The following is a 22,585-nucleotide window of genomic DNA, read 5'->3' on the forward strand; positions in this document are numbered from 1 at the left end:
TGATGCTGAAGCGCGCGAGGTCGCGGGGATCGATGGCTTGGCTCACTGGTCGACTCCGTACAGCGCGAGCAGGTTCCTCATGCGTTCCTCGGCCAGCTTCGGGTCCGGGAAGAGGCCCAGCCCGTCCGCGAGTTCGTAGGCGCGGGCGAAGTGCGGCAGGGAGCGCGCCGACTGGAGGCCGCCGACCATCGTGAAGTGGGACTGGTGGCCGGAGAGCCAGGCCAGGAAGACCACGCCGGTCTTGTAGAAGCGGGTGGGCGCCTGGAAGAGGTGGCGGGAGAGTTCCACGGTGGGGTCGAGCAGGGCGCGGAAGCCCGCGACGTCCCCGGTGTCCAGGACGCGGACCGCCTCCGCCGCGAGCGGGCCGAGCGGGTCGAAGATGCCGAGCAGGGCGTGGCTGAAGCCCTGGTCGTCGCCCGCGATCAGCTCGGGGTAGTGGAAGTCGTCGCCGGTGTAGCAGCGCACGCCCTGCGGGAGGCGGCGGCGCAGGTCGACCTCGCGCTGGGCGTCGAGGAGGGAGACCTTGATGCCGTCGACCTTGTCGGGGTGGGCGGCGATGACGTCGAGGAAGGTGTCGGTGGCCAGGTCCAGGTCGCTGGAGCCCCAGTAGCCCTCCAGGGCCGGGTCGAACATGGGGCCGAGCCAGTGCAGGATCACCGGTTCGGCGGCCTGGCGCAGCAGGTGGCCGTAGACCTCCAGGTAGTCCTCGGGGCCGGACGCCGTGGCGGCCAGGGCGCGGGAGGCCATCAGGATGGCCTGGGCGCCCGCCTCCTCGACGACGGCGAGCTGCTCCTCGTAGGCCGCGCGGACGTCCGCCGAAGTCCCCGTGGTGAGCTGGTCGGTGCCGACGCCGCAGGCGATCCGGCCGCCGACCGCCTTGGCCTCGGCGGCGCTGCGGCGGATCAGTTCGGCGGCGCCCGCCCAGTCCAGGCCCATGCCGCGCTGGGCGGTGTCCATGGCCTCCGCGACGCCGAGCCCGTGGGACCACAGGTGGCGGCGGAAGGCGAGGGTGGCGTCCCAGTCGACGGCGGCGGGCGCGTCGGGTGAGACGTCGGCGTAGGGGTCCGCGACGACGTGCGCGGCGGAGAAGACGGTCCGCGAGGTGAAAGCGCCTTCTGCGGTGAGGGTCAGGGGCGCGGTGCGGGGTTCGTAGGTCCGCAGGCCGCCGTGCGGGTCCGGGAGGCGGATGGTCACAGCGCGATCTCCGGTACGTCGATGCGGCGGCCCTCGGCCGAGGACTTCAGCCCCAGCTCGGCGAGCTGGACGCCACGGGCACCGGCGAGCAGGTCCCAGTGGTAGGGGGCACCGGCGTGGACGTGCCTGAGGAACAGCTCCCACTGGGCCTTGAAGCCGTTGTCGAAGTCGGCGTTGTCCGGGATCTCCTGCCACTGGTCGCGGAACGCCTCGGTGGCCGGGATGTCGGGGTTCCACACCGGCTTCGGGGTGGCGCTGCGGTGCTGGACGCGGCAGTTGCGCAGGCCCGCGACGGCGGAGCCCTCGGTGCCGTCGACCTGGAACTCCACGAGTTCGTCGCGGTTGACGCGCACGGCCCAGGAGGAGTTGATCTGCGCGATGACGCCGCCGTCGAGTTCGAAGATGCCGTACGCCGCGTCGTCCGCCGTCGCGTCGTAGGGCTTGCCGTTCTCGTCCCAGCGCTGCGGGACGTGGGTGGTGGCGATGGCCTGGACGGACCTGACCCGGCCGAACAGCTCGTGGAGCACGTACTCCCAGTGCGGGAACATGTCGACGACGATGCCTCCGCCGTCCTCCGCACGGTAGTTCCAGGAGGGGCGCTGGGCGGTCTGCCAGTCGCCCTCGAAGACCCAGTAGCCGAACTCGCCGCGCACGGACAGGACGCGGCCGAAGAAGCCGCCGTCGATGAGCCGCTTCAGCTTGAGCAGGCCGGGGAGGAACAGCTTGTCCTGGACGACGCCGTGCTTGATTCCCTTGGCGTCCGCGAGGCGGGCCAGCTCCAGGGCGCCGTCCAGGCCGGTGGCGGTGGGCTTCTCGGTGTAGATGTGCTTGCCCGCGGCGATGGCCTTCTTCAGGGCCTCCTCGCGGGCGGAGGTGACCTGGGCGTCGAAGTAGATGTCGACGGTCGGATCGGCGAGGACCGCGTCGAGGTCGGTCGAGAAGTGGTCAAGGCCGTGCCGTTCAGCAAGCGCCTTCAGCGCGTGTTCGCGGCGGCCGACGAGGATCGGTTCCGGCCACAGCACGGTGCCGTCGCCGAGGTCGAGGCCGCCCTGTTCACGGAGGGCCAGGATCGAGCGGACCAGGTGCTGGCGGTAGCCCATGCGCCCGGTGACACCGTTCATGGCGATACGCACCGTCTTGCGTGTCACGTCATTCCCTTCGTACGCGGTCCGCGCGCCGCGTACGCCCGGCCGCCTCGGAAAAGAGTGCGGTGATGAGCCATGCAGCAAGCGCTTTCTATCAGTTCAGAAGCTAGCCTCTGAACAGCGGTTGGACAAGACCACTGCGAAGGCGCTGTTTGTTCGAAGGGTCGAACAACAGGGGTCCTTGGCCGTAAGGTCTGTCCGGAACCGTGCTGGGGGGTCCGGATGTGTAGTGGGGCGTACGTCCGAGCCGGGCCCGGGGTCTTGTGTGTATAAGGCGTACGACGAGATGCGCGACCGGAGGACGAGGACATGACGGTGACCCTGGCGGACGTGGCTGCTCGCGCTCAGGTCTCGCCCGCGACGGTGTCGCGCGTGCTGAACGGCAACTACCCGGTCGCGGCGTCCACCCGGGAGCGGGTGCTCAAGGCGGTCGACGAACTGGACTACGTCCTCAACGGCCCCGCGAGCGCGCTCGCCGCCGCCACCTCCGACCTGGTCGGCATCCTCGTCAACGACATCGCCGACCCGTTCTTCGGGATCATGGCCGGGGCCATCCAGTCGGAGATCGGCGGCCCCGGCGGGCGCGCGGGCGGCGAACGGCTGGCGGTGGTCTGCAACACGGGCGGCTCGCCCGAGCGTGAGCTGACCTACCTGACGCTGCTCCAGCGGCAGCGGGCGGCGGCGGTGGTGCTGACGGGCGGCGCGATGGAGGACGCGGCGCACGCCACGGCGATGGCGACGAAGCTGCGGAAACTGGGCGACGCCGGGACCCGGGTCGTGCTGTGCGGACGGCCGCCCGCGCCCGACACCGGGGCCATCGCCCTGACCTTCGACAACCGCGGCGGCGCCCGGCAGCTCACCGAGCACCTCATCGGCCTCGGGCACCGGCGGCTCGGGTACATCGCGGGGCCCGAGGAGCGCACCACCACCCGGCACCGGCTGGAGGGCCACCGCGAGGCGCTGGCCGCCGCCGGGATCGAGGAGGACCCCCGCTGGACCGTGCACGGCCGCTACGACCGCGGCTCCGGCTACGAGGCCACGCTGGAGCTGCTGCGCCGGGACCCGTCCCTGACGGCGGTCGTCGCCGCGAACGACTCCGTCGCGCTGGGGGCGTGCGCCGCCCTGCGCGACTCCGGCCGCCGCATCCCCGCGGACGTCTCCGTCGCCGGGTTCGACGACCTGCCGTTCAGCATCGACGCGGTGCCGTCCCTGACGACGGTACGGCTGCCGCTCGCCGGGGCGGGGGCGCGGGCGGGCCGCATCGCCATGGGGCGCGAGGAGCCGCCGCCCGGCGGGATCGCCACGGTGCGGGGGGAGTTGATGGTGCGGGGGTCTTCGGGGGTGCCGCGGGGGTAGCCGGGCGGGGGGTGGTCGTAGGGCGGCGGGACGGGGGCGGCCCGTACGCCGGGCTCGCTTGTACGGCCGCACATCGGGCGTTCCTGACCCACTGGCCGTCGAGCCCGGGTGACCGGCCGTCGGGCCCAGGTGACCGGGGAGCGGCGTCCACGAAACGCCCGCCCGGCCATGCGCGCCCCCGGAAACGCACAACTCCCCGGGAAGTCCCGCAGACTTCCCGGGGAGCGGCGGGCGGCTCCGGGTCGGTGAGGTGTTGGCCCGGCTCGGTCGTCGTGCTCCGGGGTCAGGGACGGAGCACGGCGGCCGGGGAGGGTGCCGTCCGCCGGTCTGAGGCGTGCCGCCGGTGAGGGCGGCGGCCGACCTGCCGTGCACCCGGTCAGGTGGGCTGCCGGTCAGGTCGGCCGGTGCGGGCGCCCGGGCCCCGAGGAGGGTGATCCCGGGGCTCGGGGCGCCCGCCGGTGCCGCTACTTGGTGAGCGGCGCCAGCTTGTCGTCGTTGGCGTACGCCTCGGCGGCGTTCTCCTTGGTGACGATGATCGGCTCAAGGAGGTAGGACGGGACGACCTTGACGCCGTTGTCGTACGACTTGGTGTCGTTGATCTCCGGCTTGTCGCCCTTCTGGAGCGCCTTGACCATGTCGATGGTCCCGGTCACCAGCTTGCGGGTGTCCTTGTTGATGGTGGAGTACTGCTCACCCGCCATGATCGACTTGACCGACTCGACCTCGGAGTCCTGGCCGGTGACGACCGGCAGTTCCTTGCCCGCGCCCTTCACCGAGGTGAGGATCGCGCGCGCCAGGGTGTCGTTCGGGGAGAGCACCCCGTCCAGCGTCTTCTTGCCGCTGTACGTCGAGTTCAGCAGGGCGTCCATCCGCTGCTGGGCGTTCTCGGCCTTCCAGCCCTGGGTCGCGGTCTGCTTGATGTCGGTCTGGCCGGAGCCGACAACGATGTCCCCCTTGTCGATCAGCGGCTGGAGCACGTCCATCGCACCGTCGAAGAACACCTTCGAGTTGTTGTCGTCCGGGGAGCCGGAGAACAGCTCGATGGTCCAGGGACCCTTCTTGTCCTTGGCCTTCATGCCGTCGATCAGGGCCTGGCCCTGCAACTGGCCGACCTTGAAGTTGTCGAACGCGATGTAGTAGTCGACGTCCTTGGTGTTGGTGATCAGCCGGTCGTAGGCGATGACGGTCGCGCCCGCCTCCTTGGCCTGCGCCACCTGCGTGGAGAGCTGGGAGGCGTCGGTCGCGCCGATCACGATGACCTTGGCGCCCTTGGTGACCATGGCGGAGATCTGCGCCTGCTGGTCGGCGACGGTGGTGGAGGCGCCCGCGTACTGGACGTCCGCCTTGAAGCCCGCTTCCTTCAGGCCGTCGGTGAACAGGTTGCCCGCGAGCACCCAGTTCTCCGAGGTCTTCGACGGCAGGGCGACACCGATGAGGGAGTCCTGCGCGAAGCCGCTGTCGGAGGCGGAGTCGGCGGAGGTGGAGCCCTCACGCTCGTTGGAGCAGGCCGTACCCAGGGAGAGGAGTGCGACAGCGCCGACCGTGGCAACGGCTCTGGTGATGAGTCTGCGCATGGGAGTTGTGCCCTTCTTGCAAGGTGGTGCTGAGAGGTGCGCCGCGGAGTGTGGCGCGAGGGGGGAGCGAGCTGGCGGCAGCCCGCGAGCGGAGGCCCTTGGCCGGTGCCGGGTCCTGAACGGAGCGACCGCTCCGGACCCGGTGCCGAACCGTGGTCAGCTTGCGACCGGGGCCTTCTGGGGATCGGAGGCCGGACTCTGGGGTTCGGCCGGTGCCGCCGGTTCCTCCCGACGGAACGGACGCGACAGCGTTCCGATGATCGAGAACCGTCCCTGGCTCTTGCTGTAGACGTCGAACGCGACGGCGAGGAGAAGCACCAGGCCCTTGATCATCTGGACCCGGTCGGAGCCGACGCCTTCGAGCTGGAGGCCGTTGTTGAGCAACGCCATGACCAGACCACCGACGATCGAGCCGCTGATGGTGCCGAGGCCGCCCGAGACCGCCGCGCCGCCGATGAAGACGGCCGCGATGGCGTCGAGTTCCCAGCTCAGTCCGTCCTGCGGCCCGGAGGCCGTGGACCGCGCCACGAAGATCATGCCCGCCAGCGCGGCCAGCACCGACATGTTCGTCATGACGAGGAAGTTGACCCGCCGCAGCTTCACACCGGACAGCTCGGCCGCTCGGGAGTTGCCGCCGACGGCGTAGATGTGGCGACCGCCGATGGTGTTGTTGGTGTAGTGCGAGTACGCCAGCACCAGGACGATCAGGATGATCCCGGAGATCGGGAAGCTGGTGCCGACCCGGCCGCCCGCGAAGCGCAGCGTGGCGAAGAGGATGACGCCCAGCATGATGGCGAGGCGGACGCCGTTGACCCACAGCGGGGCGAGTTCGGCGCCCATCTCCTGCCGCGTCTGACGGCCCTTCCACTCCCGCCACACCACGGCGGCGCAGGCCGCGATGCCGAGCAGCAGGGTCAGGTTGTTGAAGCCGGTCTCCGGACCGACCTCGGGCAGGAAGCCCGCGCCGATCTTCCGGAAGCCCTCGGGCACCGGGATGGTGTCGGCGTTGCCGATGAACTGGTTGCCGCCGCGGAAGAGCAACATGCCCGCCAGCGTCACGATGAACGCCGGGACCCCGACGTACGCCACCCAGAAGCCCTGCCAGGCGCCGATCACGAGGCCGACGAGCAGGCCGAGCAGGATGCCGAGCGGCCACGGGAGGTCGTACTCCTGCATCGCCTTGGCGACGACGATGCCGGTGAACGCCGCGACCGAGCCGACCGAGAGGTCGATGTGCCCCGCCACGATCACCATCAACATGCCGATGGCGAGGATCAGGATGTACGAGTACTGGCTGACGACCGCGATGAGGTTGCTGGAGGTCAGGGTGAGGCCGCCGGTCCAGATCTGGAAGAGCAGGACGATCGCCACGAGGGTGAAGATCATGCCGAACTGGCGGGCGTTGGACTGGGAGCCTCCGAAGAGGTTCTTCTGCAGCTCTTTGAATCTGCTCATGAGGTCGGGCTCTTCTTCATTGCGGTCATCTGCTTCATCAGGAGTTCCGGATCGGCGTCGCTGCGCGCGACCTCGCCGGTGATGGTGCCTTCGAACACCGTGTAGATGCGGTCACACAGGCCGATCAGCTCGGGCAGCTCGGACGAGATGACGATGACGCCCTTGCCCTGGTCGACGAGCCGGTGGATGATCCCGTAGATCTCGTACTTGGCCCCCACGTCGATGCCGCGCGTCGGCTCGTCGAGGATCAGCAGGTCCGGGTCGGTGAACATCCACTTCGCCAGGACGACCTTCTGCTGGTTGCCGCCGGAGAGCTTGACCACGCCCTCGTCGACGGTCGGGGTCTTGATCCGCAGGCTCTTGCGGTAGTCGTCGGCGACGCCGTGCTCGCGCACCCGGTCGATGACGCCCCGCTTGGTGATCTTCTTCAGCTTGGCCGCGACCGTCGAGGTCTTGATGTCGTCCAGCAGGTTGAGCCCGATGGACTTGCGGTCCTCACTGACGTACGCCATCCCGTGGCCGATGGCGTCGGCCACCGTCTTGACCTGGATCTCCTCGCCGTCCTTGAAGACCCGGCCGGAGACGTACCGCCCGTAGGAGCGGCCGAAGAGGCTCATGGCGAGTTCGGTGCGCCCGGCGCCCATCAGGCCCGCGAAGCCGACGATCTCACCGCGCCGGACGTGGAACTCCGAGCCCTTGCAGACCAGGCGGTCCTCGGCGGTGGGGTGCCGTACCGTCCAGTCCCGGACCTCGAAGAAGACCTCCCCGATCTCCGGGGTGTGGTCGGGGAACCGGCTGCTCAGCTCGCGGCCGACCATGCCGCGCACGATGCGGTCCTCGTTGACCTCGTCGCCCTTGACGTCGAGGCTCTCGATGGTCCGGCCGTCGCGGATGATCGTGATGGTGTCGGCGACCGCCTCGATCTCGTTGAGCTTGTGCGAGATCATGATCAGGGTGATGCCCCGGTCCCGGAACCCGCGCAGCAGGTCCAGCAGGTGGCGGGAGTCGTCCTCGTTGAGGGCCGCGGTCGGCTCGTCGAGGATGAGCAGCCGGACGTCCTTCGCGAACGCCTTGGCGATCTCCACGAGCTGCTGCTTGCCGACGCCGATGTCCTTGATCAACGTGTCGGGGTCCTCGTCGAGTCCGACCTGCCGCATCAGCTCCAGCGCCCGGCGGCGCGCGTACTTCCAGTCGATGGCGCCGCGCCTGCGGGGCTCGTTGCCGAGGAAGATGTTCTCGGTGATCGACATGCCCGGCACGAGGGCCAGTTCCTGGTGGATGATCGCGATCCCGGCGTGCTCACTGGCCCGGATGTCGCCGAACCGGACGCGCTCGCCCTGGTAGATGATCTCGCCGGTGTAGCTGCCGTACGGGTAGACCCCGCTCAGGACCTTCATGAGCGTGGACTTGCCCGCGCCGTTCTCCCCGCAGATGGCGTGGATCTCGGCTTCCCGGACGACCAGGTTCACGTCGTCGAGGGCCTTCACCCCGGGGAACGTCTTGGTGATCGACTGCATCTCCAGCAGGACCGGGCTCCCGCTCACGACAGCGGCCCCACTCTGCGCGCGCCGAGGCCGTCAGACGGCCCCGGGCGATCCGGTATGCGGCATTGGGTGGACATCAGCTTGCCTCCGTTGGCACTACGCGGTCCCTGAGGTCCGCGCTGAAACTGAACGGGACGTTAAGTTCATTTGTTTTACTAAGTCAAGCGCGGAGCGTGGTGGACCAGCGAGGGCCGACCGGCCCCAATGGGAGAAGGCACTAGTGCAACAAGTCGGGACAAACCTGCCGAAAGTCGGGCGCTACAATCAGGCGGTCGTACTTGACCAGATCCAGTGGTCCGACGGCATCAGCCGCGTCGAGATCGCGGAGCGCACCGGTCTCACCCCGCAGACGGTGTCGGGCATCGTGCGCCGACTGATCAACGAGGGCGTCGTGCGGGAGGACGGCTCCAGCCGGGCCTCCGGCGGCGGCAAACCCCGCACCACCCTGCGCGTCAACGCCACCGCCCGCAGCGCGGTCGGCCTCCACTTCGACGCCGTCCAGCTCGCCTGCGCCGTGGTCGACCTGCTCGGCCATCCCCTGGTCATCAACCGACGGCCCACCCCACCGGACACCGACCCCGCCCAAGTCGTCGCCGTCATGGCCGAGTTGGTGGCCGAGACACTGGCCGAGGCGGACGTCCCCCGGGACCGCGTCCTCGGCCTGGGCCTCGCCGCGCCCGGCCCCCTCGACCAGGAACACGGCCTGGTCGCCGCGCCGCCGCGCCTCGCCCACATGGACGGTTTCCCTTTGCGGCAAACGCTCAGTGAGGCCACCGGGCTGCCGGTGACGCTGGACAACGACGCGACCGCCGCCGCGATCGGTGAGCGCTGGTCCGGCGCGGGCAAGGGCGTGGCGAACTTCGCCTACTTCTTCTTCGGCACCGGCATCGGCGGCGGCCTCATCCTCAACCACCAGGTGTACCGCGGGGGTTCGCTGAACGCCGGGGAGTTCGGGCATCTGTCGGTGCGGCCGGACGGCCCCGAGTGCTACTGCGGCAACCGGGGCTGCCTGGAGGTGTCCGCCAGCCCGTCCGCCGTCGTGGCGGCGACCCGGGAGCGGCTCGCGGGCCGCCCGGCCGACGGCGGGGGTGTGCTGGCGCAACTGTTCGCCGCCGACCCGGAGTCCGTCGACCACGCCGCGATCCGGAGCGCCGCCGCGGCCGGGGACCCCGTCGCCGTCGCCGTGGTCGACGAGGCCGCGGCCCAGGTCGCCACGGTCGCCTCAAGTGTCGCCAACCTGCTGGACGTCGACCTGATCGTGCTCGGCGGTCACGGCATCGGCCAGGTGGAGTCGCGGTACGTGGACGTCGTCGCGTCGGCCCTGGCGACGAGGCCGGTCTCCCGGCACATCCGGGTCGTCGACGTGACCGCCTCCCCGCACGGCGCGGACGCGGCGCCGGTGGGGAGCGCGGCGCTGGTCCTGCACTCGGCGTACTCGCCGCAGTTGTCGGCGCTCCTCACGGACCTCACGGGCTGAGCGGGGGCGGTTTTCGGCCGCACGGGGGGCCACCGCGCCCTCCGAGAGTCTGAACCGGACCACGCCGCCTCGGGAAGGGCCACAGGTCCCGAATCAGGTAACGATTCATTCATTACTTGAAGTCGACTCTCGGCATCGATCGAGAGTCTTCTTTATAACTTAAAGGCAACGCCCAACCGTAGGACCGGACGAGTAGGGTCGATGAGCATGAAACTGGCGTTCTCCACTCTCGGCGTCCCCGGTCTCCCCCTCCCCGACGTCACCCGGCTCGCGACCGAGCACGGCTACCACGGCGTCGAACTGCGCGCGCATCCCGAGGAGCCCGTCCACCCCGCCCTCTCGCCCGCCGAACGGGTCGAGGTCGCGGCCCACTTCAAGACCGCCGGGGTCGAGATCCTCGGCCTCGCCGGGTACGCGCGCGTGGCCGCGCCGGGCGACGACGAACCGGTCCTCGCGGAGATCCGCGCCCTGCTCGACCTCGCCCGCGACCTGGGCGCCCCGTACATCCGGGTCTTCCCCGGCGCCGACGCGCACGGCCAGTCCCCCGCGGAGGCCGACGCGACGGCCGCCCGGCGCCTGGGCACGGCGGCGGAACACGCCACCGACGCTGGCGTACGCATCCTCCTGGAGACCCACGACTCCCACCGCACCGCCGCCGACGCGATCCGCGTCCTGGGCCTGGTCGGCCACCGCCAGGTCGGCGCGCTGTGGGACGTCATGCACACCTGGCTGGGCGGCGAACAGCCCTCCGAGACCTACGCCGCCCTCTCCCCGTACCTCGGCTACGTCCAGGTCAAGGACATCGCCTCCGCCGACGACCGGACCCCGCTCCCCCTGGGCGCGGGCGTCCTCCCCCTGGCCGAGTGCGTAGAGATCCTCTCCCGGCACGGCTGGGACGGCTGGCTGTGCTGGGAGTACGAGAAGCGCTGGTACGAGGAGGCGGCCCCGCTCCCTGACCTCCTGTCGGCGGGCCGAACCCACCTGGGACGGCTCCTCAACGACTCGGCGTGAGGACGCGTGCCGCTCAGCCGCCGTCGACTTGGTGCTCGGCCCAGACGTAGCTGGAGGGAAGCAGGTCGCTGATCAGAACACTCCGAAGATCCCCGCCCGACCCGACGACGATGACCCGCACCCCCGGGAAGTAGTCGAGGAGCACCTGCCGACACCGGCCACAGGGCGGCACGACACCCCGGTCACGGTCACCCACGGCGACGACGGTCTCCAGCTCGTAGACCCCCTGCCCCGCCGCCGCACCCACCAGGACCAGCTCGGCACAGGGCCCTCCGGTGAAGTGGTAGGCGTTCACGGCGGTGACGACCCGCCCGTCCGGGGCACGGCCAGCCGCCGCCATGGTGTGGTTGTCGCCGCGGCAACGGGTGCGGGCGACGTCGGCGGCGGCCTGGACGAGTTCGTGGTCGACGGGGTCGGGGTGAGGGGTGTGCGCGGGGGGCGTCGGGGGCGGGCTCATCTTCTCTGTCTTCGTCGGACGGCGAGGGGAAGACAGTAGTCTGAGGCCAGCGGGATCGGGCCCGCCGCACAGTGTCCGGGAGGCGTGTCATGACTGCCGAGATGGTGGCCCCGGCGTGGATGCACGAGCAGATCACGGCCGAGGAGTACGAGTCGTGGTCCGAGGAGCAGTGCGCAGGTATCGAGATCGTGGACGGAATGGTCGTCGTGAGTCCCAGCGCCTCCAAGCGGCACAACCGGCTGGCCCGCATCCTGGCGAACGCCCTCGACGCCGCCGCGGGTCCCGACTGGAACGCCGACACGGACTTCGACGTCCGGCTCCAGGACGTCCCGCTGACCAACCGCCGCCCCGACGTGGTCGTCTACCGCGCCGACACGATCGACGTCACGCCCACCCGGCCCGAGCACGTACTGCTGGTGGCCGAGGTGGTGTCGCCGGGCTCGGAGACCACCGACCGGATCGTGAAGGTCGACCAGTACGCCAAGGCTGGCATCGGCTTCTACTGGCGCATCGAACAGGCCGCGACGGGCGTGCCTCTCGTCTACACGTACCTCCTCGACCCCGCGACGAAGACGTACCGGGACGGAGACGTGTTCACCGGGGTGATGAAGGTGACCGCTCCCTTCCCCGTGGAAATCGACCTGGGCCAGGTCTGAACGACCGCACAAGAGCACGGTCACCTCAGCGCAGCGCCAGCGTCATCACGTCGTAGAGATCGGCGTCCTGCCCGCACCGGGGGCGGGGCAGGGTCCCGTCCCGAGGAGAACCCGCTGTGCCCGTACCGCACGACATCGCCGCCGAGACCGAACTGTGGGACGCCTTCGCCGAGTCCGCGTTCCGGGACGACGCCGAGCCCGGCTTCTGCTGGACGCAGTACCGCGGGCACGGTCCCGGGCCGGAACTGCTGGGCGCCCCGCGCCGGGTGCTGGAGATCGGCTGCGGTACCGGACGTGCCCTCGCCTACCTGGCGCAGCGGGGCGTCGAGGCGCACGGTGTCGACCTGTCCCGGTGATGGTCGAGAGAAGCAGCGCGCGGTGGGGCGGCACCGGCGCCATTTTCGTACGAGGGGAGGTGCTGGAGTGGCTGGCCAGCGCCCCGGGCACCTACGACGCCGTCTACTCGATCTTCGGCGCGGCCTGGTTCACCGACCCCGGGCGTCTCTTCCCGCTGGTCCGTCAGCGGCTCGCCCCCGGCGGCGTGTTCGTGTTCTCCCAGCCCCCGGCCATCCCCGGCGCGTACGGACCCCAGGGCATGTACAAGGGCGGGTTTGCCGGAAAGGCCATGTTCACCTACCGCTACAGCTACCGCCCCGCCGTCTGGGAACGGCTGCTGACCCGGGCCGGGTTCGACGCGGCGGAGGCGAGGGTGCTGGACGCACCCGTGCCGGGGCACATCGGAACGCTCATCGTGCGCGCCGTGAGGACCTAGCGGGGTGACCGGGAGCACTGACCCCGGCCCGGACTCCGGACCAGGCCGCGACATCGCACTGGCCGTCAGCGTTGTTGCCCGTGGCCACGACCGTGCCGTCGGCACGCAGGCCGAGGGTGTGCGTCGAACCGGCCGCCACGGCGACGATGCCGTGCCAGTCACCGACCTCGCACTGCCCGTGGCCGTTGTCTCCGACCGCCAGGACGCGTCCGGACGCTGTGACGCCGACCGTGTGGTAGCTGCCCGCGTCCAGCGCCACCACGTCCTCCCACTCATCGACCTCACACGCCCCGGTCGCCCGGTCCCCGGCCGCCACCGCCCGCCCGTCGGCTCTGAGGCCGACGGTGTGGAGATACCCGGCGGAGATGGCTACAAGGTCACGCCACTCCCCGACGCCACACTGCCCTCGCCGGTCGTTCCCCACGGCCAGCGCGGAACCGTCCGCCCGAACACCCACCGAGTGCCAGTCGCCACACGCCAAGGCGACCATCTCGCGCCAGGACCGCACGTCGCACTGCCCCTCCGAGCCCCGGCCGACGGCAACGACACGCCCGTCGGCGAGCAGCCCGAGCGTCCGGCGCCAGCCAGCGGCCACGGCCGTGACGCCCCGCCATCCGGCGACCTCGCACTGCCCGTCGCCGTTCCAGCCCGTCGCCAGCACCGTGCCGTCCGACCGGAGCCCCACCGTGTGGGACCTGCCCGTGTTCCTCGCGGTATGGACGTTGCCCGCCGCCACCGCGACCACGTCCTCCCACCCCTCGACACGACACTCGTCGGCTGCGCCCTCACCCACCGCGAGCACGGTCCCGTCCCAGCGCCGCGCCACCGAATGACGCCGACCGGCAGCCAGCACCGCCCGGGCAGTGACCATTCCGCCTCCCTCTACCCGTACTTGGCAGACGACACTGTTCTCACCGTACGACCTGCACCCACACCGTCTTCCCCTGCTCACGGTCCCTGACCTCCCAGGCGTTCGCGAGGGACTCCACGAGGAGCAGGCCACGACCTGAGGTGGCCTCCGGGTCGTAGGGGCGGCGGACCGGGTGGCGGGGGGACGGGTCGTGGACCTCGATCTCGATCGTCTTGCCACCGCCACCGCCATTCCCGTTGCCATTGCCGTCGCCGTCGCAGGTCAGGGCCACGTCGAAGGTACGGCCGGGGCGGTGGGCGTGGGTGACGGCGTTCGCGGCCAGCTCCGTGACGATCAGGGCGACCGTCTCCGTGGTGTCCTCCGGGACCGCCCAGGAGTCCAACACGGCACGGACACCCTGCCGGGCCTCGGCCACGTTTTCGATGACCGGCATGAAGCGGCGGTACCAGGTGTGATGACTTTCTGTGTTCACACCTCCACTGTCAGTCCTCATCGCTAGCGTCACCAGGGGCCTAGCGTCAACGCCCCTGACCGGCGCGGACGTTGAGCGGACCGTTGAACTGTCGTTGAGGTGTGTTGAGGAGGTGACTGCGATGCCGCAGTCCGGGAAGAAGTCATCGTCACCGGCCGCCCAGTACTTCGGCGAGGTGCTCCGCATGTTGCGTACGGCAGCGGGGCTCTCGCAGAGCGAACTGGGCGAGCGGATGTCCTACTCGGGCGCGGCGGTGAGCGCGGTGGAGACGTTCGCCAAGCCCGCGACGGACGAGTTCATCAAGGCGGCGGAGAAGGCGCTGGAAGCCGGGGGAATCATCTCGGCCGCGTCCAAGTACCTGCGGCTGGAGCGGTATCCCGCGCACTTCCAGGGGTTCGTGCGAGTGGAGCAGGAGGCGCTCAGCGTCTCCTCGTACTGTCCCCAGCTCATCCACGGTCTGCTTCAGACGCCGGACTACGCCCGTGCGGTGCTGCACTGTGCCTTCCCGCCGTTGGAGGATGACGTGGAGGTGCTCGTCTCCGCACGCATGGAGCGCAAGGCGCTGTTGGACCGCAAGCCGACCTGCGTGGTCAACGTCATCCTTGAGGAGGTGGCGCTACGACGCCATATCGGCGGGCCCGAGGTGATGCGGGCGCAGTACGAGTTCCTGGTCGCCTCTGCAGCGCGGCCGAACGTCGTGCTCCAGGTCATGCCGACGGAACGGGCTGAGCACGCCGGGTTGCAGGGTGGCCCGCTGACCCTCTTGGAGACAGTGGAAGAGACCATGCTGGCCTACATGGAAGGGAACGGGCACAGCGTCCTCGTATCCGATCCGCGCGAGGTCGGTCTCCTCGCGCGTCGCTATGCGATGATCAGAAGTCAGGCCCTCTCTCCGGAGGAATCCGTCGCCCTCATCGAGCAGTTGGCAGGTGAGCTTTGACCGAGCTGACGTGGTTCAAGAGCAGCTACAGCGACTCAAGCGGAGGCGAGTGTGTCGAGGTGGCCATCGCCTCCGCCGTTCACATACGCGACTCCAAGGCCCCTGCCCGACCCCACCTCACCGTCTCCCCCGCCGTCTGGGGACGCTTCCTCACGGAGGCAGTGAGTCGTCGGACCTCGGACGGCGTTTGAGCAAGTGACCGTCGGGGCCGCCCGCTTCTTTCGCCAGGGTCGTACTTCCACGGCCCGGCCTCAAGGGCGCTCCGCTGTCGCTCCGCGTCGGCTGCGCCGATCGGCCTACGGCCGACCCTTGACCCCGGTCCGCTCCAGCACGGGTGAGAAGCGCGCGGACGGCCCGGAAAAACGGGGGCCCAGGTCTGTTGTCCCTTCAGGTGGGGTGCGTGGTGGGCCGGGGCTGAGGGGCGCGTCGGCGCCTCGCCAGCACGCCGGGCTGGCTCAGCGGCTTCCGGCCCGGTGGGGGGTGGGGAGGGGAAGTGGGGGAGGGGTGTGTGTCAATGGGTGGGCGGTGATTGGCCCCTTTGGCCCACGCCCTCCTGACCAGGACGGACGAACACCATCCTCACTCCTGAGGAGAGGCGGGCTGGGCGTGGGCCAAAGGGGCCAATCACCCCCTACCCGCACACTCCTGAGGCCCATGTGACAGCCGAGGCAAGCCCCCGCCCCCCTAACCCCTCCCACCGGGCCGCAAGCCGCTAAGCCCACCCGGCGTGCAGGCGAGGCGCCGACGCGCCCCCACACCCACCCCAGCCAAGAAGCCCACCCAAGGGACCGACCCACCCCGGCCCCCCGTCTTTCCGGGCCGTCCGCGCGCTTCTCACCCGTGCTGGAGCGGACCGGGGTCAAGGGTGGCCCGCAGGGCCATCGCCGAAGGCGACGCGGAGCGACAGCGGAGCGCCCTTGAGGCCGGGCCGTGGAAGCACGACCCTGGCAAAAGAAGCGGGCGGCCCCGACGGTCACCCCGAAGGAAGGCGCCGACTACGACGCCGTATCCCTTGCCTCCGCCGCCTGGATCTTCATCACCTGCTGGACCATCACCGGCTGCGGCACCTCCGCCTCCCCGCCCGTGCCGACGGCCGAGCTGAGGCGGATCAGGATCGAGCCCTGGCGGACCAGTGTGTACGACGTCGGGTTGGCGCGGCCCGTCAGGTGGAAGGACACCGCCTCGTCGCCTACCGGGACGGAGTCCAGCTTGCGGACCTCCGAGAAGGTCAGCGCGCCGCCCGCGTAGCCGCTCGCGCACTTCGTCACCGCCGCCCGCAGGTCCGCCATCATCTTCTCGGCCTGCGCCGTGGTGAAGGACGTCAGGGTGATCGTCGTGCCCGTGCCCCGGTAGTCGCCGGTCGTCGCCACGGCGAAGCGGCGGGCCGTGGCGGTCGGGGCGGGGGCGTAGGCGTCCAGGCGGAGGTTCTCCACCGGCTGGCAGGACGCCGGGCGGGCCTTCGTCGGTGGGACGTCGCGGTCGCCGCCCGGGGACTCCGTGATCTGGAACTCGGCCAGGTCGCCCTGCGTGAGGATGACCTCCTCCACGTTCACCTGCGACTTCTCGCCCGACTCAGGGGCGGCGTCCCCTTCCGTCTCCGTGCCCGGCTCCGTCTCGTCGGGGGAAGCGGTCGGCGTAGAGGAAGAGGAGGGCGAGGGCGGGGGCTGTGAGGCGGCGGCGTCCCCGTCGTCCGTTCCCCCTCCGCACGCCGTCAGCAGCAGCAGCAGCGACGCTGAAGCCGTCGCCGTGGCCATCGCCATCCCAGTCTTCAGCCTCGTACCTCTCCGTCGCCCCATGATCCCCCGCTCCTCACCCGTTCCCCGTCCCTCGGCGGAAGCAGATCATGCCGTAGGGGCCGCCAGCGGGCATCCGTGAAACTACGCAACGACGTCAGCGCCACCCCGCCCACCAGCAGTACCGCCGCGCACCACCGCAGGCCCGTCACCGGCTCGCCCAGGAACAGGGCCGCCGAGGACATGCCGAAGACCGGGACCAGGAGGGAGAACGGCGCCACCGTCGACGCCGGGTGGCGGCGCAGCAGCCAGCCCCAGGCGCCGAAGCCGAACACCGTCGTGACCCAGGCGACGTAGGCGATCGTGCCCGCGCCCTGCCAGTCCAGGGTGCGCAGGGCGTCGATGTCCCGCTGCGGGCCCTCCCACATCAAGGAGAGGGTCAGGAGGGGGAGGACCGGGACCGTGCTCACCCAGACCATGAAGTTCAGGGCGTCCGGTGGGGACGCCTTGCGGGTCAGGACGTTCGACGCGCCCCAGCAGGCCGCCGCCAGGACCACCAGGGCGAAGGCGCCGAGCGGGCCCGTCGTGCCCTCGTCCACGGCGGCGACGGCTATGCCGGAGAGGGCGATCACCATGCCCGTCAGCGCGAGGCGGGTCGGGCGTTCGCCGAGTGCCGCGAAAGCGATCAGTGCCGTGAAGACCGCCTGGACCTGGAGGACCAAGGACGACAGGCCCGCTGGCATTCCCGCGTCCATGCCGACGAACAGCAGGCCGAACTTCGCCACCCCCAGGACCAGGCCCACCGCCACGATCCAGCGCCACGCCACCTTCGGGCGGCCCACCAGGAACACCGCCGGGAGCGCCGCCGCCAGGAAGCGCAGGGCCGAGAAGAGCAGGGGCGGGAAGTGGTCGAGGCCGATCTCGATGACGGTGAAGTTGACGCCCCAGACGGCGGCGACCAGGACGGCGAGGGCAACGTGTGCGGGGCGCATGTCTGTGAGGATCACCCGGGGCGACCGTGAAGCACCAGCGACGATTTCTGCATGGTTGGATTAAGCGACGCTGATGAATGGAGGGACCCGTGCTTGATCTCCAGCGGCTGCGCGCCCTGCACGCCGTCTCCGTGCACGGCACCGTCGGTGCCGCCGCCACCGCGCTCGGGTACACCTCGTCCGCGGTGTCCCAGCAGATCGCCAAGCTGGAGCGGGAGACCCGTACCGTCCTCCTTGAGCGGGAGGGGCGGGGGGTGCGGCTCACCGCCGAGGCGCATCAACTCGTCCGCGTGGCCGAGGAACTGCTCGCCCTCGTCGAGCGGGCCGAGGTCGAGCTGGAGGAGCGGCGGGGCGAGCCGTCGGGACGGCTCAGCGTCGCCGCGTTCGCGTCGGCCGCGCGGGGGCTGTTGCCCGGGGTGCTCGCGGATCTCGCCGTACGGCATCCCGCGCTGGACGCGCGGCTCAGTGAGGTCGATCCGCACCTGTCCGTCGACATGGTCGCCAAGGGCGCCGTCGACCTGGCGGTGGCCCACGACTGGGACATCGCGCCGCTGCCCCTGCCGCCCGGCGTGGAGCACGCGGCGATCGGGGAGGACCAGTGCACGCTGCTGGTGCCGCGCGGGCACCGGTTCGCCGGGCGGGGGCCGGTGCGGCGGGAGGAGCTGGGCGGGGAGCGGTGGGTGTGCCAGCCGCCGGGGCGGGTGTGTCACGACTGGCTGCTGCGGACCCTGCGGACGGCTGGCCATGAGCCGGAGATCGTCCACCAGGCCGACGAGAACCCGACCCTCGTCGCGCTCGTCGCCGCCGGGCTCGGGATCTGTCTGGTGCCGCGGCTCGGGCGGGGGCCGTTGCCGGACGGGGTGGTGGAGGTGGTGCTCGATCCGGTGCCGGTACGGCGGCTGTACGCGCTGTGGCGTACGGGGCTCGGGCGGCGACCGGCGATCGCCGAGACCGTGCGTACGCTCCAGGCCCACTGGCCGCCGCACCAACCGTGACCGCGACAGGCTCTGACCCCGCCTCAAGCGCACTCCCTTGACTGGCAGAAACTTCCCGGATATTGGTGGCACCTCGGAAGTTTCCTTCAGCGGATCTCCTCCGGAAGGAGCGCACGTGCAAGACACCGGCGCGGGTAGCCCCGCATCCGTCCCCTCCAGACGCACCGTCCTCGCCGCCACGGCGGGCGTCACCGCCGCACTCGCCATGGGAGCACCCGCCTACGCCGCCCCCGACGACGACCGCCTCCGCGCCCTCATCTCCCGGATGACGCTGGAGGAGAAGGTCGGCCAGCTCTTCGTCTCCCGGGTCTACGGCCACTCCGCCACCGAACCCGACCAGGCCGACGCCGACGCCAACCTCGCCCAGTTCGGGGTGCGCACCGCCGCCGAGCTGATCGCCAAGTACCGGCTCGGCGGCGTCATCTACTTCGCCTGGGCGCACAACACCCGCGACCCGCAGCAGATCGCCGCCCTCTCCAACGGCATCCAGCGGGCGTCCCTCGGGCTGCCGCGCGGGCTGCCCGTGCTGGTCTCCACCGACCAGGAGCACGGCATCGTCGCCCGGGTCGGGAAGCCCGCCACGCTCTTCCCGGGGGCCATGGCCATCGGGGCGGGCGGGTCCGTGTCCGACGCCCGGACGCTCGGGCGGATCGCCGGGCGTGAGCTGCGGGCCATGGGCATCCGGCAGGACTACTCCCCCGTCGCCGACGTCAACGTCAACCCGGCCAACCCCGTCATCGGCGTGCGGTCCTTCGGGGCCGATCCCGAGGCCGTCGCCGCGCTGGTCGCCGCCGAGGTGACCGGGTACCAGAAGTCGGGGGTCGCCGCGACCGCCAAGCACTTCCCCGGGCACGGGGACACCGAGGTCGACAGCCACTACGGCTTCCCGACGATCACGCACACGCGCGAGCAGTGGGAGACCCTGGACGAGCCGCCGTTCCGCGCGGCGATCGAGGCGGGCATCGACTCGATCATGACCGCGCACATCCTCGTCCCGGCCCTCGACGACTCCGGCGACCCGGCCACCCTCTCCCGGCCCATCCTCACCGGCATCCTGCGCGAACGCCTCGGCTACGACGGGGTCGTGGTCACCGACGCCCTCGACATGGCGGGCGTCCGCACCAAGTACGGCGACGACCGGGTGCCCGTGCTCGCCCTGAAGGCGGGCGTCGACCTGCTGCTGAACGCGCCCGAGCTGGACCTCGCCTGGAACGCCGTACGGCAGGCCGTCCTGGACGGCGAGCTGTCCGAGGCGCGGCTGGAGGAGTCGATCCTGCGCGTGCTGCGGCTGAAGGCCAAGCTGGGGCTGTTCACCGAGCCGTACGTCAGTCCGCGCGGCGTCGAGTCCACCGTCGGCACCCGGGGGCACCTGGAGGCCGCCGACCGGATCGCCGAGCGGACCACCACCCTGCTCGTCAACGAGGGTCCGCTGCTTCCGCTCTCCCCGCGTCGGCAGCGCAGGCTCCTCGTCGTCGGGCCCGACCTCTCGTCCCCGTCCGGGACCACCGGCCCGCCGACCAGTGTCCTCGCGGGCGCCCTCACCGAACTGGGCTTCACGGCCACCGCGTTGCCGACCGGGACCAGTCCCAGCGCGGCGCTGATCGAGCAGGCCGTGGCGGCGGCGGGGGACGCGGACGCCGTCGTCGTCGCCACCTACAACGTCTCCGCCACCAGCTCCCAACGGATCCTGGTGCAACGGCTCCTGGAGACCGGGAAGCCCGTCGTCGGGGTCGCCATCCGCAATCCGTACGACGTCGCGCGGTTCCCGTCCGTGCGCGCCTACCTGGCGACGTACTCCTGGACCGACGTCGAACTGCGCGCCGCGGCGCGGGTCATCGCCGGGCGGGTCGCGCCGCGCGGGCACCTGCCGGTGCCGGTGCAGCGGGCCGATGACCCGGCGAGCGTGCTGTACCCCATCGGGTACGGGCTGTCGTACTAAGAAAATGAGGCCGCGCCCGTTCCCTGCCGGGGACGGGCGCGGCCTGCCGTCAGGTCACGGCCTCAGCGTGCGCTCCGCGCCCCGCTGGTCGAGCTTGGCGTCGAACTTCGCCAGCGGCTTCGCCGTCATCGGGTCCGACTGGACGGTGGCCGGGGCCACGCCCGCCCACTCCAGGATGCGGGCCGTGGCGAGCGCCCGCTCGTCCTCGACGAGACCGGCGACCCGGGCGCCGTGGTTGGCGCCGGGGGCGGTGAAGACGTAGCTGTCCCGCGCGCCCTTGCCGAGGTGGAACGGCTCCGCGCCCCACGGGTCGTTCTCGCCGTAGACGAACAGCATCCGGGTGGCGTTGTGCCGTACCCAGTCGTCGATGTCGCGCATCGCGGACGGCTGGAAGCGCATCGGGATGTCCCGCGGGACGAAGTAGCGCGGCGGCAGGTAGCCGTAGCGGACGTACCGCTTCTCGATGTGCGGGAAGTGGATCGTGGGCGCGCCGAGCTGGGTGCCCGCCTGGTAGTAGTACGGCGTGTACGGCTCCAGGCCCTGGTCGGTGTAGAACGAGAAGCCCGCGATGGTGTCGACGGTCTCCCAGATCTGGTCGTCGGTGGCGTTCTTCGCGTCGGCGGGGATGGTGTCGCAGTCCGACAGCAGGCTGTACTGCCAGAAGCCCCAGACGAAGTCCAGGACGGTCGCCTCGTACGCCTTGTCGAGGCTGCCGACGGTGTCGAAGGTGTAGCCGTTCTCGGCGGCGTAGGCCGCGTAGCGCTCCTCCAGCGGCTCGCGGCGCACCAGGGCCTCCCGCTGCACGCCGTTCAGGCGGTCGCGGCACTCCTTGGTGCCGACGGTGGCGAAGAAGCGGTCGTAGGCCGAGTCCTCCTTGTTGACGACGTCGTTGGGGGCGACGTAGGCGACGACGGCGTCCATGTCACGGGGGTAGAAGCGCTCGTAGTAGGTGGCGGTCATGCCGCCCTTGGAGCCGCCCGTGGAGAGCCACTTCTTGTCGTAGATCGGCTTGAGGGCCGTGAAGATGCGGTGCTGGTCGCTGGCGGCCTGCCAGATGTCCAGCTTGGTCCAGTCGGCCGGGTCGGGGCGCGACGGGGTGAAGAAGCGGTACTCCATGGAGACCTGGTTGCCGTCCACGATCTGGGTCGGCTCGCGGCGGCTGGGCGTCGTGGAGACGTTGTAGCCGCCGGTGTAGAAGACCGTCGGGCGGGACTCGTCCTTGTGCAGCACGGTGATCCGCTGCTGGAACATGCCCTGGGACGGGTGCCGGTGGTCGACCGGCTGGGTGTAGTTCAGGACGAAGAAGCGGTAGCCGGGGTACGGCTTCTCCTCGACCAGGCTCATGCCCGGGATGTCCAGGAGCCGGTCCTTGATGTCCGCGGCCTCCGGCTGGACGGCGGTGGCCGTCCCCGCCGTGCTCAGTGCGCCTATGAGCACCGTGAGCGCGAGCAGCCATCTGAGCGCCTTGCGCATACAGCCTCCCCTGTGAAACATATGTGCGCCGGAAGCTATCGGAGCATCCTGCGTCACACCAGGGGGCTTCAGCAGAGGATCCAGCCGGAACTGACCGAACCCCGGCCGACCTTGCCCTTCACCCGCACGCACCGCTGGCCGGCGTGCACGGTCACCGGGCCCGCGCGGTAGCGGTACCTGCCCTTGTCGACGACCGGGCGGTTGCCGCGCGCCTGCACGCTCACCAGCATGGAGCGCTTCGGGCCGGGGTCCTTGGGGACGGTGACGGCGCAGACGTAGCCGCCGCCGCGGTGGATGTGCACGGTGCCGGTGGAGAACGGCAGCGACCGGACCGCGCGGCCCGCGCAGGACGACGCCGCCCGCGCGTCGGCGGGCGTCATGAGCGTGAGCAGCCCGGAGGTGGCGAGGACGGCCGTGCCCAGCGCCAGCCACCGCCGTGCCGCGCCCCCGCGACCCGTGCGCCCCCTGTCACCGCTGCCCACTGGCATGACCTCCCCGCCGTCCATGGACGTACTGGTGTACGGACGCA

20 protein-coding genes and 1 pseudogene are annotated in these 22,585 nt (G+C 70.8%); 9 read left to right on the forward strand and 12 right to left on the reverse strand.

Annotated elements, in window-relative coordinates; genetic code table 11:
* Positions 1-42 precede the first annotated feature (42 nt).
* Entirely contained in the window at positions 43-1,194 is a 1,152-nt protein-coding gene (locus ACFQZ6_RS13040) for a dihydrodipicolinate synthase family protein (RefSeq protein WP_381607876.1), read from the reverse strand.
* Complete coding sequence (locus ACFQZ6_RS13045) at positions 1,191-2,342, reverse strand: Gfo/Idh/MocA family protein (RefSeq protein WP_381607878.1); 1,152 nt, start codon at positions 2,340-2,342, stop codon at positions 1,191-1,193. Before ACFQZ6_RS13045 ends, ACFQZ6_RS13040 begins: the two co-directional genes overlap by 4 nt.
* A 306-nt stretch (positions 2,343-2,648) precedes the next feature.
* On the opposite strand from ACFQZ6_RS13045, the gene ACFQZ6_RS13050 reads away from it, so the two are divergent.
* On the forward strand, positions 2,649-3,695 hold the full coding sequence (locus ACFQZ6_RS13050) for a LacI family DNA-binding transcriptional regulator (protein ID WP_381607880.1): 1,047 nt from the start codon (positions 2,649-2,651) through the stop codon (positions 3,693-3,695).
* Positions 3,696-4,159: 464 nt separating this feature from the next.
* On the opposite strand, the gene ACFQZ6_RS13055 is transcribed toward ACFQZ6_RS13050, so the two are convergent.
* The 3 genes from ACFQZ6_RS13055 to mmsA form a co-directional block, all read right to left on the reverse strand.
* Positions 4,160-5,269: a substrate-binding domain-containing protein gene (locus ACFQZ6_RS13055; RefSeq protein WP_381607882.1), complete on the reverse strand. Its 1,110-nt coding sequence runs from the start codon at positions 5,267-5,269 to the stop codon at positions 4,160-4,162.
* A gap of 156 nt (positions 5,270-5,425) precedes the next feature.
* Positions 5,426-6,724 carry a multiple monosaccharide ABC transporter permease gene (gene mmsB, locus ACFQZ6_RS13060; protein WP_381607883.1) on the reverse strand — a complete coding sequence of 433 codons (1,299 nt, stop codon included), beginning with the start codon at positions 6,722-6,724 and terminating at the stop codon, positions 5,426-5,428.
* Positions 6,721-8,241, reverse strand: coding sequence for a multiple monosaccharide ABC transporter ATP-binding protein (mmsA, locus tag ACFQZ6_RS13065; RefSeq protein ID WP_381618269.1), 1,521 nt, complete (start codon positions 8,239-8,241; stop codon positions 6,721-6,723). The genes mmsB and mmsA overlap by 4 nt, the downstream gene beginning before the upstream one ends.
* A gap of 247 nt (positions 8,242-8,488) precedes the next feature.
* Here mmsA and ACFQZ6_RS13070 point away from each other — a divergent pair, with 247 nt between their 5' ends.
* Positions 8,489-9,745 carry an ROK family transcriptional regulator gene (locus ACFQZ6_RS13070; protein ID WP_381607885.1) on the forward strand — a complete coding sequence of 419 codons (1,257 nt, stop codon included), beginning with the start codon at positions 8,489-8,491 and terminating at the stop codon, positions 9,743-9,745.
* Positions 9,746-9,952: 207 nt separating this feature from the next.
* Positions 9,953-10,756 (forward strand): sugar phosphate isomerase/epimerase family protein, encoded by an 804-nt coding sequence (locus ACFQZ6_RS13075; protein WP_381618271.1) that lies wholly within the window; start codon positions 9,953-9,955, stop codon positions 10,754-10,756.
* Positions 10,757-10,769: 13 nt separating this feature from the next.
* On the opposite strand, the gene ACFQZ6_RS13080 is transcribed toward ACFQZ6_RS13075, so the two are convergent.
* A complete protein-coding gene (locus tag ACFQZ6_RS13080) occupies positions 10,770-11,213 on the reverse strand; it encodes a cytidine deaminase family protein (protein WP_381607887.1) in 444 nt (147 codons plus the stop codon).
* Positions 11,214-11,302: 89 nt separating this feature from the next.
* Between ACFQZ6_RS13080 and ACFQZ6_RS13085 the strand changes: the two genes are divergently transcribed.
* Positions 11,303-11,869 (forward strand): Uma2 family endonuclease, encoded by a 567-nt coding sequence (locus ACFQZ6_RS13085; protein WP_381607889.1) that lies wholly within the window; start codon positions 11,303-11,305, stop codon positions 11,867-11,869.
* 116 nt (positions 11,870-11,985) lie between these two features.
* A pseudogene (locus tag ACFQZ6_RS13090) lies at positions 11,986-12,641 on the forward strand (class I SAM-dependent methyltransferase).
* Here ACFQZ6_RS13090 and ACFQZ6_RS13095 read toward each other — a convergent pair.
* Both ACFQZ6_RS13095 and ACFQZ6_RS13100 read right to left on the reverse strand, forming a co-directional pair.
* On the reverse strand, positions 12,616-13,512 hold the full coding sequence (locus tag ACFQZ6_RS13095) for an RCC1 domain-containing protein (protein ID WP_381607891.1): 897 nt from the start codon (positions 13,510-13,512) through the stop codon (positions 12,616-12,618). The pseudogene ACFQZ6_RS13090 and the gene ACFQZ6_RS13095 overlap by 26 nt on opposite strands.
* Positions 13,513-13,552: 40 nt before the next feature.
* Entirely contained in the window at positions 13,553-13,945 is a 393-nt protein-coding gene (locus ACFQZ6_RS13100; RefSeq protein ID WP_381607893.1) for an ATP-binding protein, read from the reverse strand.
* Positions 13,946-14,105: 160 nt separating this feature from the next.
* On the opposite strand from ACFQZ6_RS13100, the gene ACFQZ6_RS13105 reads away from it, so the two are divergent.
* Together ACFQZ6_RS13105 and ACFQZ6_RS13110 are read left to right on the forward strand one after the other, a co-directional pair.
* Positions 14,106-14,924, forward strand: a complete 819-nt coding sequence (locus tag ACFQZ6_RS13105) for a helix-turn-helix domain-containing protein (protein WP_381607894.1) — start codon at positions 14,106-14,108, stop codon at positions 14,922-14,924.
* Positions 14,921-15,115 carry a DUF397 domain-containing protein gene (locus ACFQZ6_RS13110; protein WP_381607896.1) on the forward strand — a complete coding sequence of 65 codons (195 nt, stop codon included), beginning with the start codon at positions 14,921-14,923 and terminating at the stop codon, positions 15,113-15,115. The genes ACFQZ6_RS13105 and ACFQZ6_RS13110 overlap by 4 nt, the downstream gene beginning before the upstream one ends.
* 804 nt (positions 15,116-15,919) lie before the next feature.
* On the opposite strand, the gene ACFQZ6_RS13115 is transcribed toward ACFQZ6_RS13110, so the two are convergent.
* Together ACFQZ6_RS13115 and ACFQZ6_RS13120 are read right to left on the reverse strand one after the other, a co-directional pair.
* Positions 15,920-16,684, reverse strand: a complete 765-nt coding sequence (locus tag ACFQZ6_RS13115; protein ID WP_381607898.1) for a hypothetical protein — start codon at positions 16,682-16,684, stop codon at positions 15,920-15,922.
* An 8-nt stretch (positions 16,685-16,692) separates the two neighbouring features.
* Positions 16,693-17,649 carry an EamA family transporter gene (locus ACFQZ6_RS13120; protein WP_381607900.1) on the reverse strand — a complete coding sequence of 319 codons (957 nt, stop codon included), beginning with the start codon at positions 17,647-17,649 and terminating at the stop codon, positions 16,693-16,695.
* 89 nt (positions 17,650-17,738) lie between these two features.
* On the opposite strand from ACFQZ6_RS13120, the gene ACFQZ6_RS13125 reads away from it, so the two are divergent.
* Both ACFQZ6_RS13125 and ACFQZ6_RS13130 read left to right on the forward strand, forming a co-directional pair.
* Positions 17,739-18,644, forward strand: a complete 906-nt coding sequence (locus ACFQZ6_RS13125) for a LysR family transcriptional regulator (protein ID WP_381607901.1) — start codon at positions 17,739-17,741, stop codon at positions 18,642-18,644.
* 115 nt (positions 18,645-18,759) lie between these two features.
* Entirely contained in the window at positions 18,760-20,583 is a 1,824-nt protein-coding gene (locus ACFQZ6_RS13130) for a glycoside hydrolase family 3 protein (protein WP_381607902.1), read from the forward strand.
* A 54-nt stretch (positions 20,584-20,637) separates the two neighbouring features.
* On the opposite strand, the gene ACFQZ6_RS13135 is transcribed toward ACFQZ6_RS13130, so the two are convergent.
* Together ACFQZ6_RS13135 and ACFQZ6_RS13140 are read right to left on the reverse strand one after the other, a co-directional pair.
* Positions 20,638-22,056, reverse strand: a complete 1,419-nt coding sequence (locus tag ACFQZ6_RS13135; RefSeq protein ID WP_381607904.1) for a S28 family serine protease — start codon at positions 22,054-22,056, stop codon at positions 20,638-20,640.
* Positions 22,057-22,124: 68 nt separating this feature from the next.
* Complete coding sequence (locus tag ACFQZ6_RS13140; protein WP_381607905.1) at positions 22,125-22,544, reverse strand: hypothetical protein; 420 nt, start codon at positions 22,542-22,544, stop codon at positions 22,125-22,127.
* Positions 22,545-22,585: the final 41 nt, after the last annotated feature.

This window comes from Streptomyces flavalbus (assembly GCF_042674625.1).
GTDB classification, from domain to species: Bacteria; Actinomycetota; Actinomycetes; order Streptomycetales; family Streptomycetaceae; genus Streptomyces; species Streptomyces flavalbus.

Bases quoted from the DNA above. Each gene is read 5' to 3' on its own strand.
- ACFQZ6_RS13050 (WP_381607880.1), top strand. From the start codon at position 2,649: ATGACGGTGACCCTGGCGGACGTGGCTGCTCGCGCTCAGGTCTCGCCC.
- ACFQZ6_RS13055 (WP_381607882.1), bottom strand. From the start codon at position 5,269: ATGCGCAGACTCATCACCAGAGCCGTTGCCACGGTCGGCGCTGTCGCA.
- mmsB (WP_381607883.1), bottom strand. From the start codon at position 6,724: ATGAGCAGATTCAAAGAGCTGCAGAAGAACCTCTTCGGAGGCTCCCAG.
- mmsA (WP_381618269.1), bottom strand. From the start codon at position 8,241: ATGCAGTCGATCACCAAGACGTTCCCCGGGGTGAAGGCCCTCGACGAC.
- ACFQZ6_RS13075 (WP_381618271.1), top strand. From the start codon at position 9,953: ATGAAACTGGCGTTCTCCACTCTCGGCGTCCCCGGTCTCCCCCTCCCC.
- ACFQZ6_RS13080 (WP_381607887.1), bottom strand. From the start codon at position 11,213: ATGAGCCCGCCCCCGACGCCCCCCGCGCACACCCCTCACCCCGACCCC.
- ACFQZ6_RS13085 (WP_381607889.1), top strand. From the start codon at position 11,303: ATGACTGCCGAGATGGTGGCCCCGGCGTGGATGCACGAGCAGATCACG.
- ACFQZ6_RS13095 (WP_381607891.1), bottom strand. From the start codon at position 13,512: ATGGTCACTGCCCGGGCGGTGCTGGCTGCCGGTCGGCGTCATTCGGTG.
- ACFQZ6_RS13100 (WP_381607893.1), bottom strand. From the start codon at position 13,945: ATGCCGGTCATCGAAAACGTGGCCGAGGCCCGGCAGGGTGTCCGTGCC.
- ACFQZ6_RS13105 (WP_381607894.1), top strand. From the start codon at position 14,106: ATGCCGCAGTCCGGGAAGAAGTCATCGTCACCGGCCGCCCAGTACTTC.
- ACFQZ6_RS13115 (WP_381607898.1), bottom strand. From the start codon at position 16,684: ATGGCGATGGCCACGGCGACGGCTTCAGCGTCGCTGCTGCTGCTGCTG.
- ACFQZ6_RS13120 (WP_381607900.1), bottom strand. From the start codon at position 17,649: ATGCGCCCCGCACACGTTGCCCTCGCCGTCCTGGTCGCCGCCGTCTGG.
- ACFQZ6_RS13135 (WP_381607904.1), bottom strand. From the start codon at position 22,056: ATGCGCAAGGCGCTCAGATGGCTGCTCGCGCTCACGGTGCTCATAGGC.
- ACFQZ6_RS13140 (WP_381607905.1), bottom strand. From the start codon at position 22,544: ATGCCAGTGGGCAGCGGTGACAGGGGGCGCACGGGTCGCGGGGGCGCG.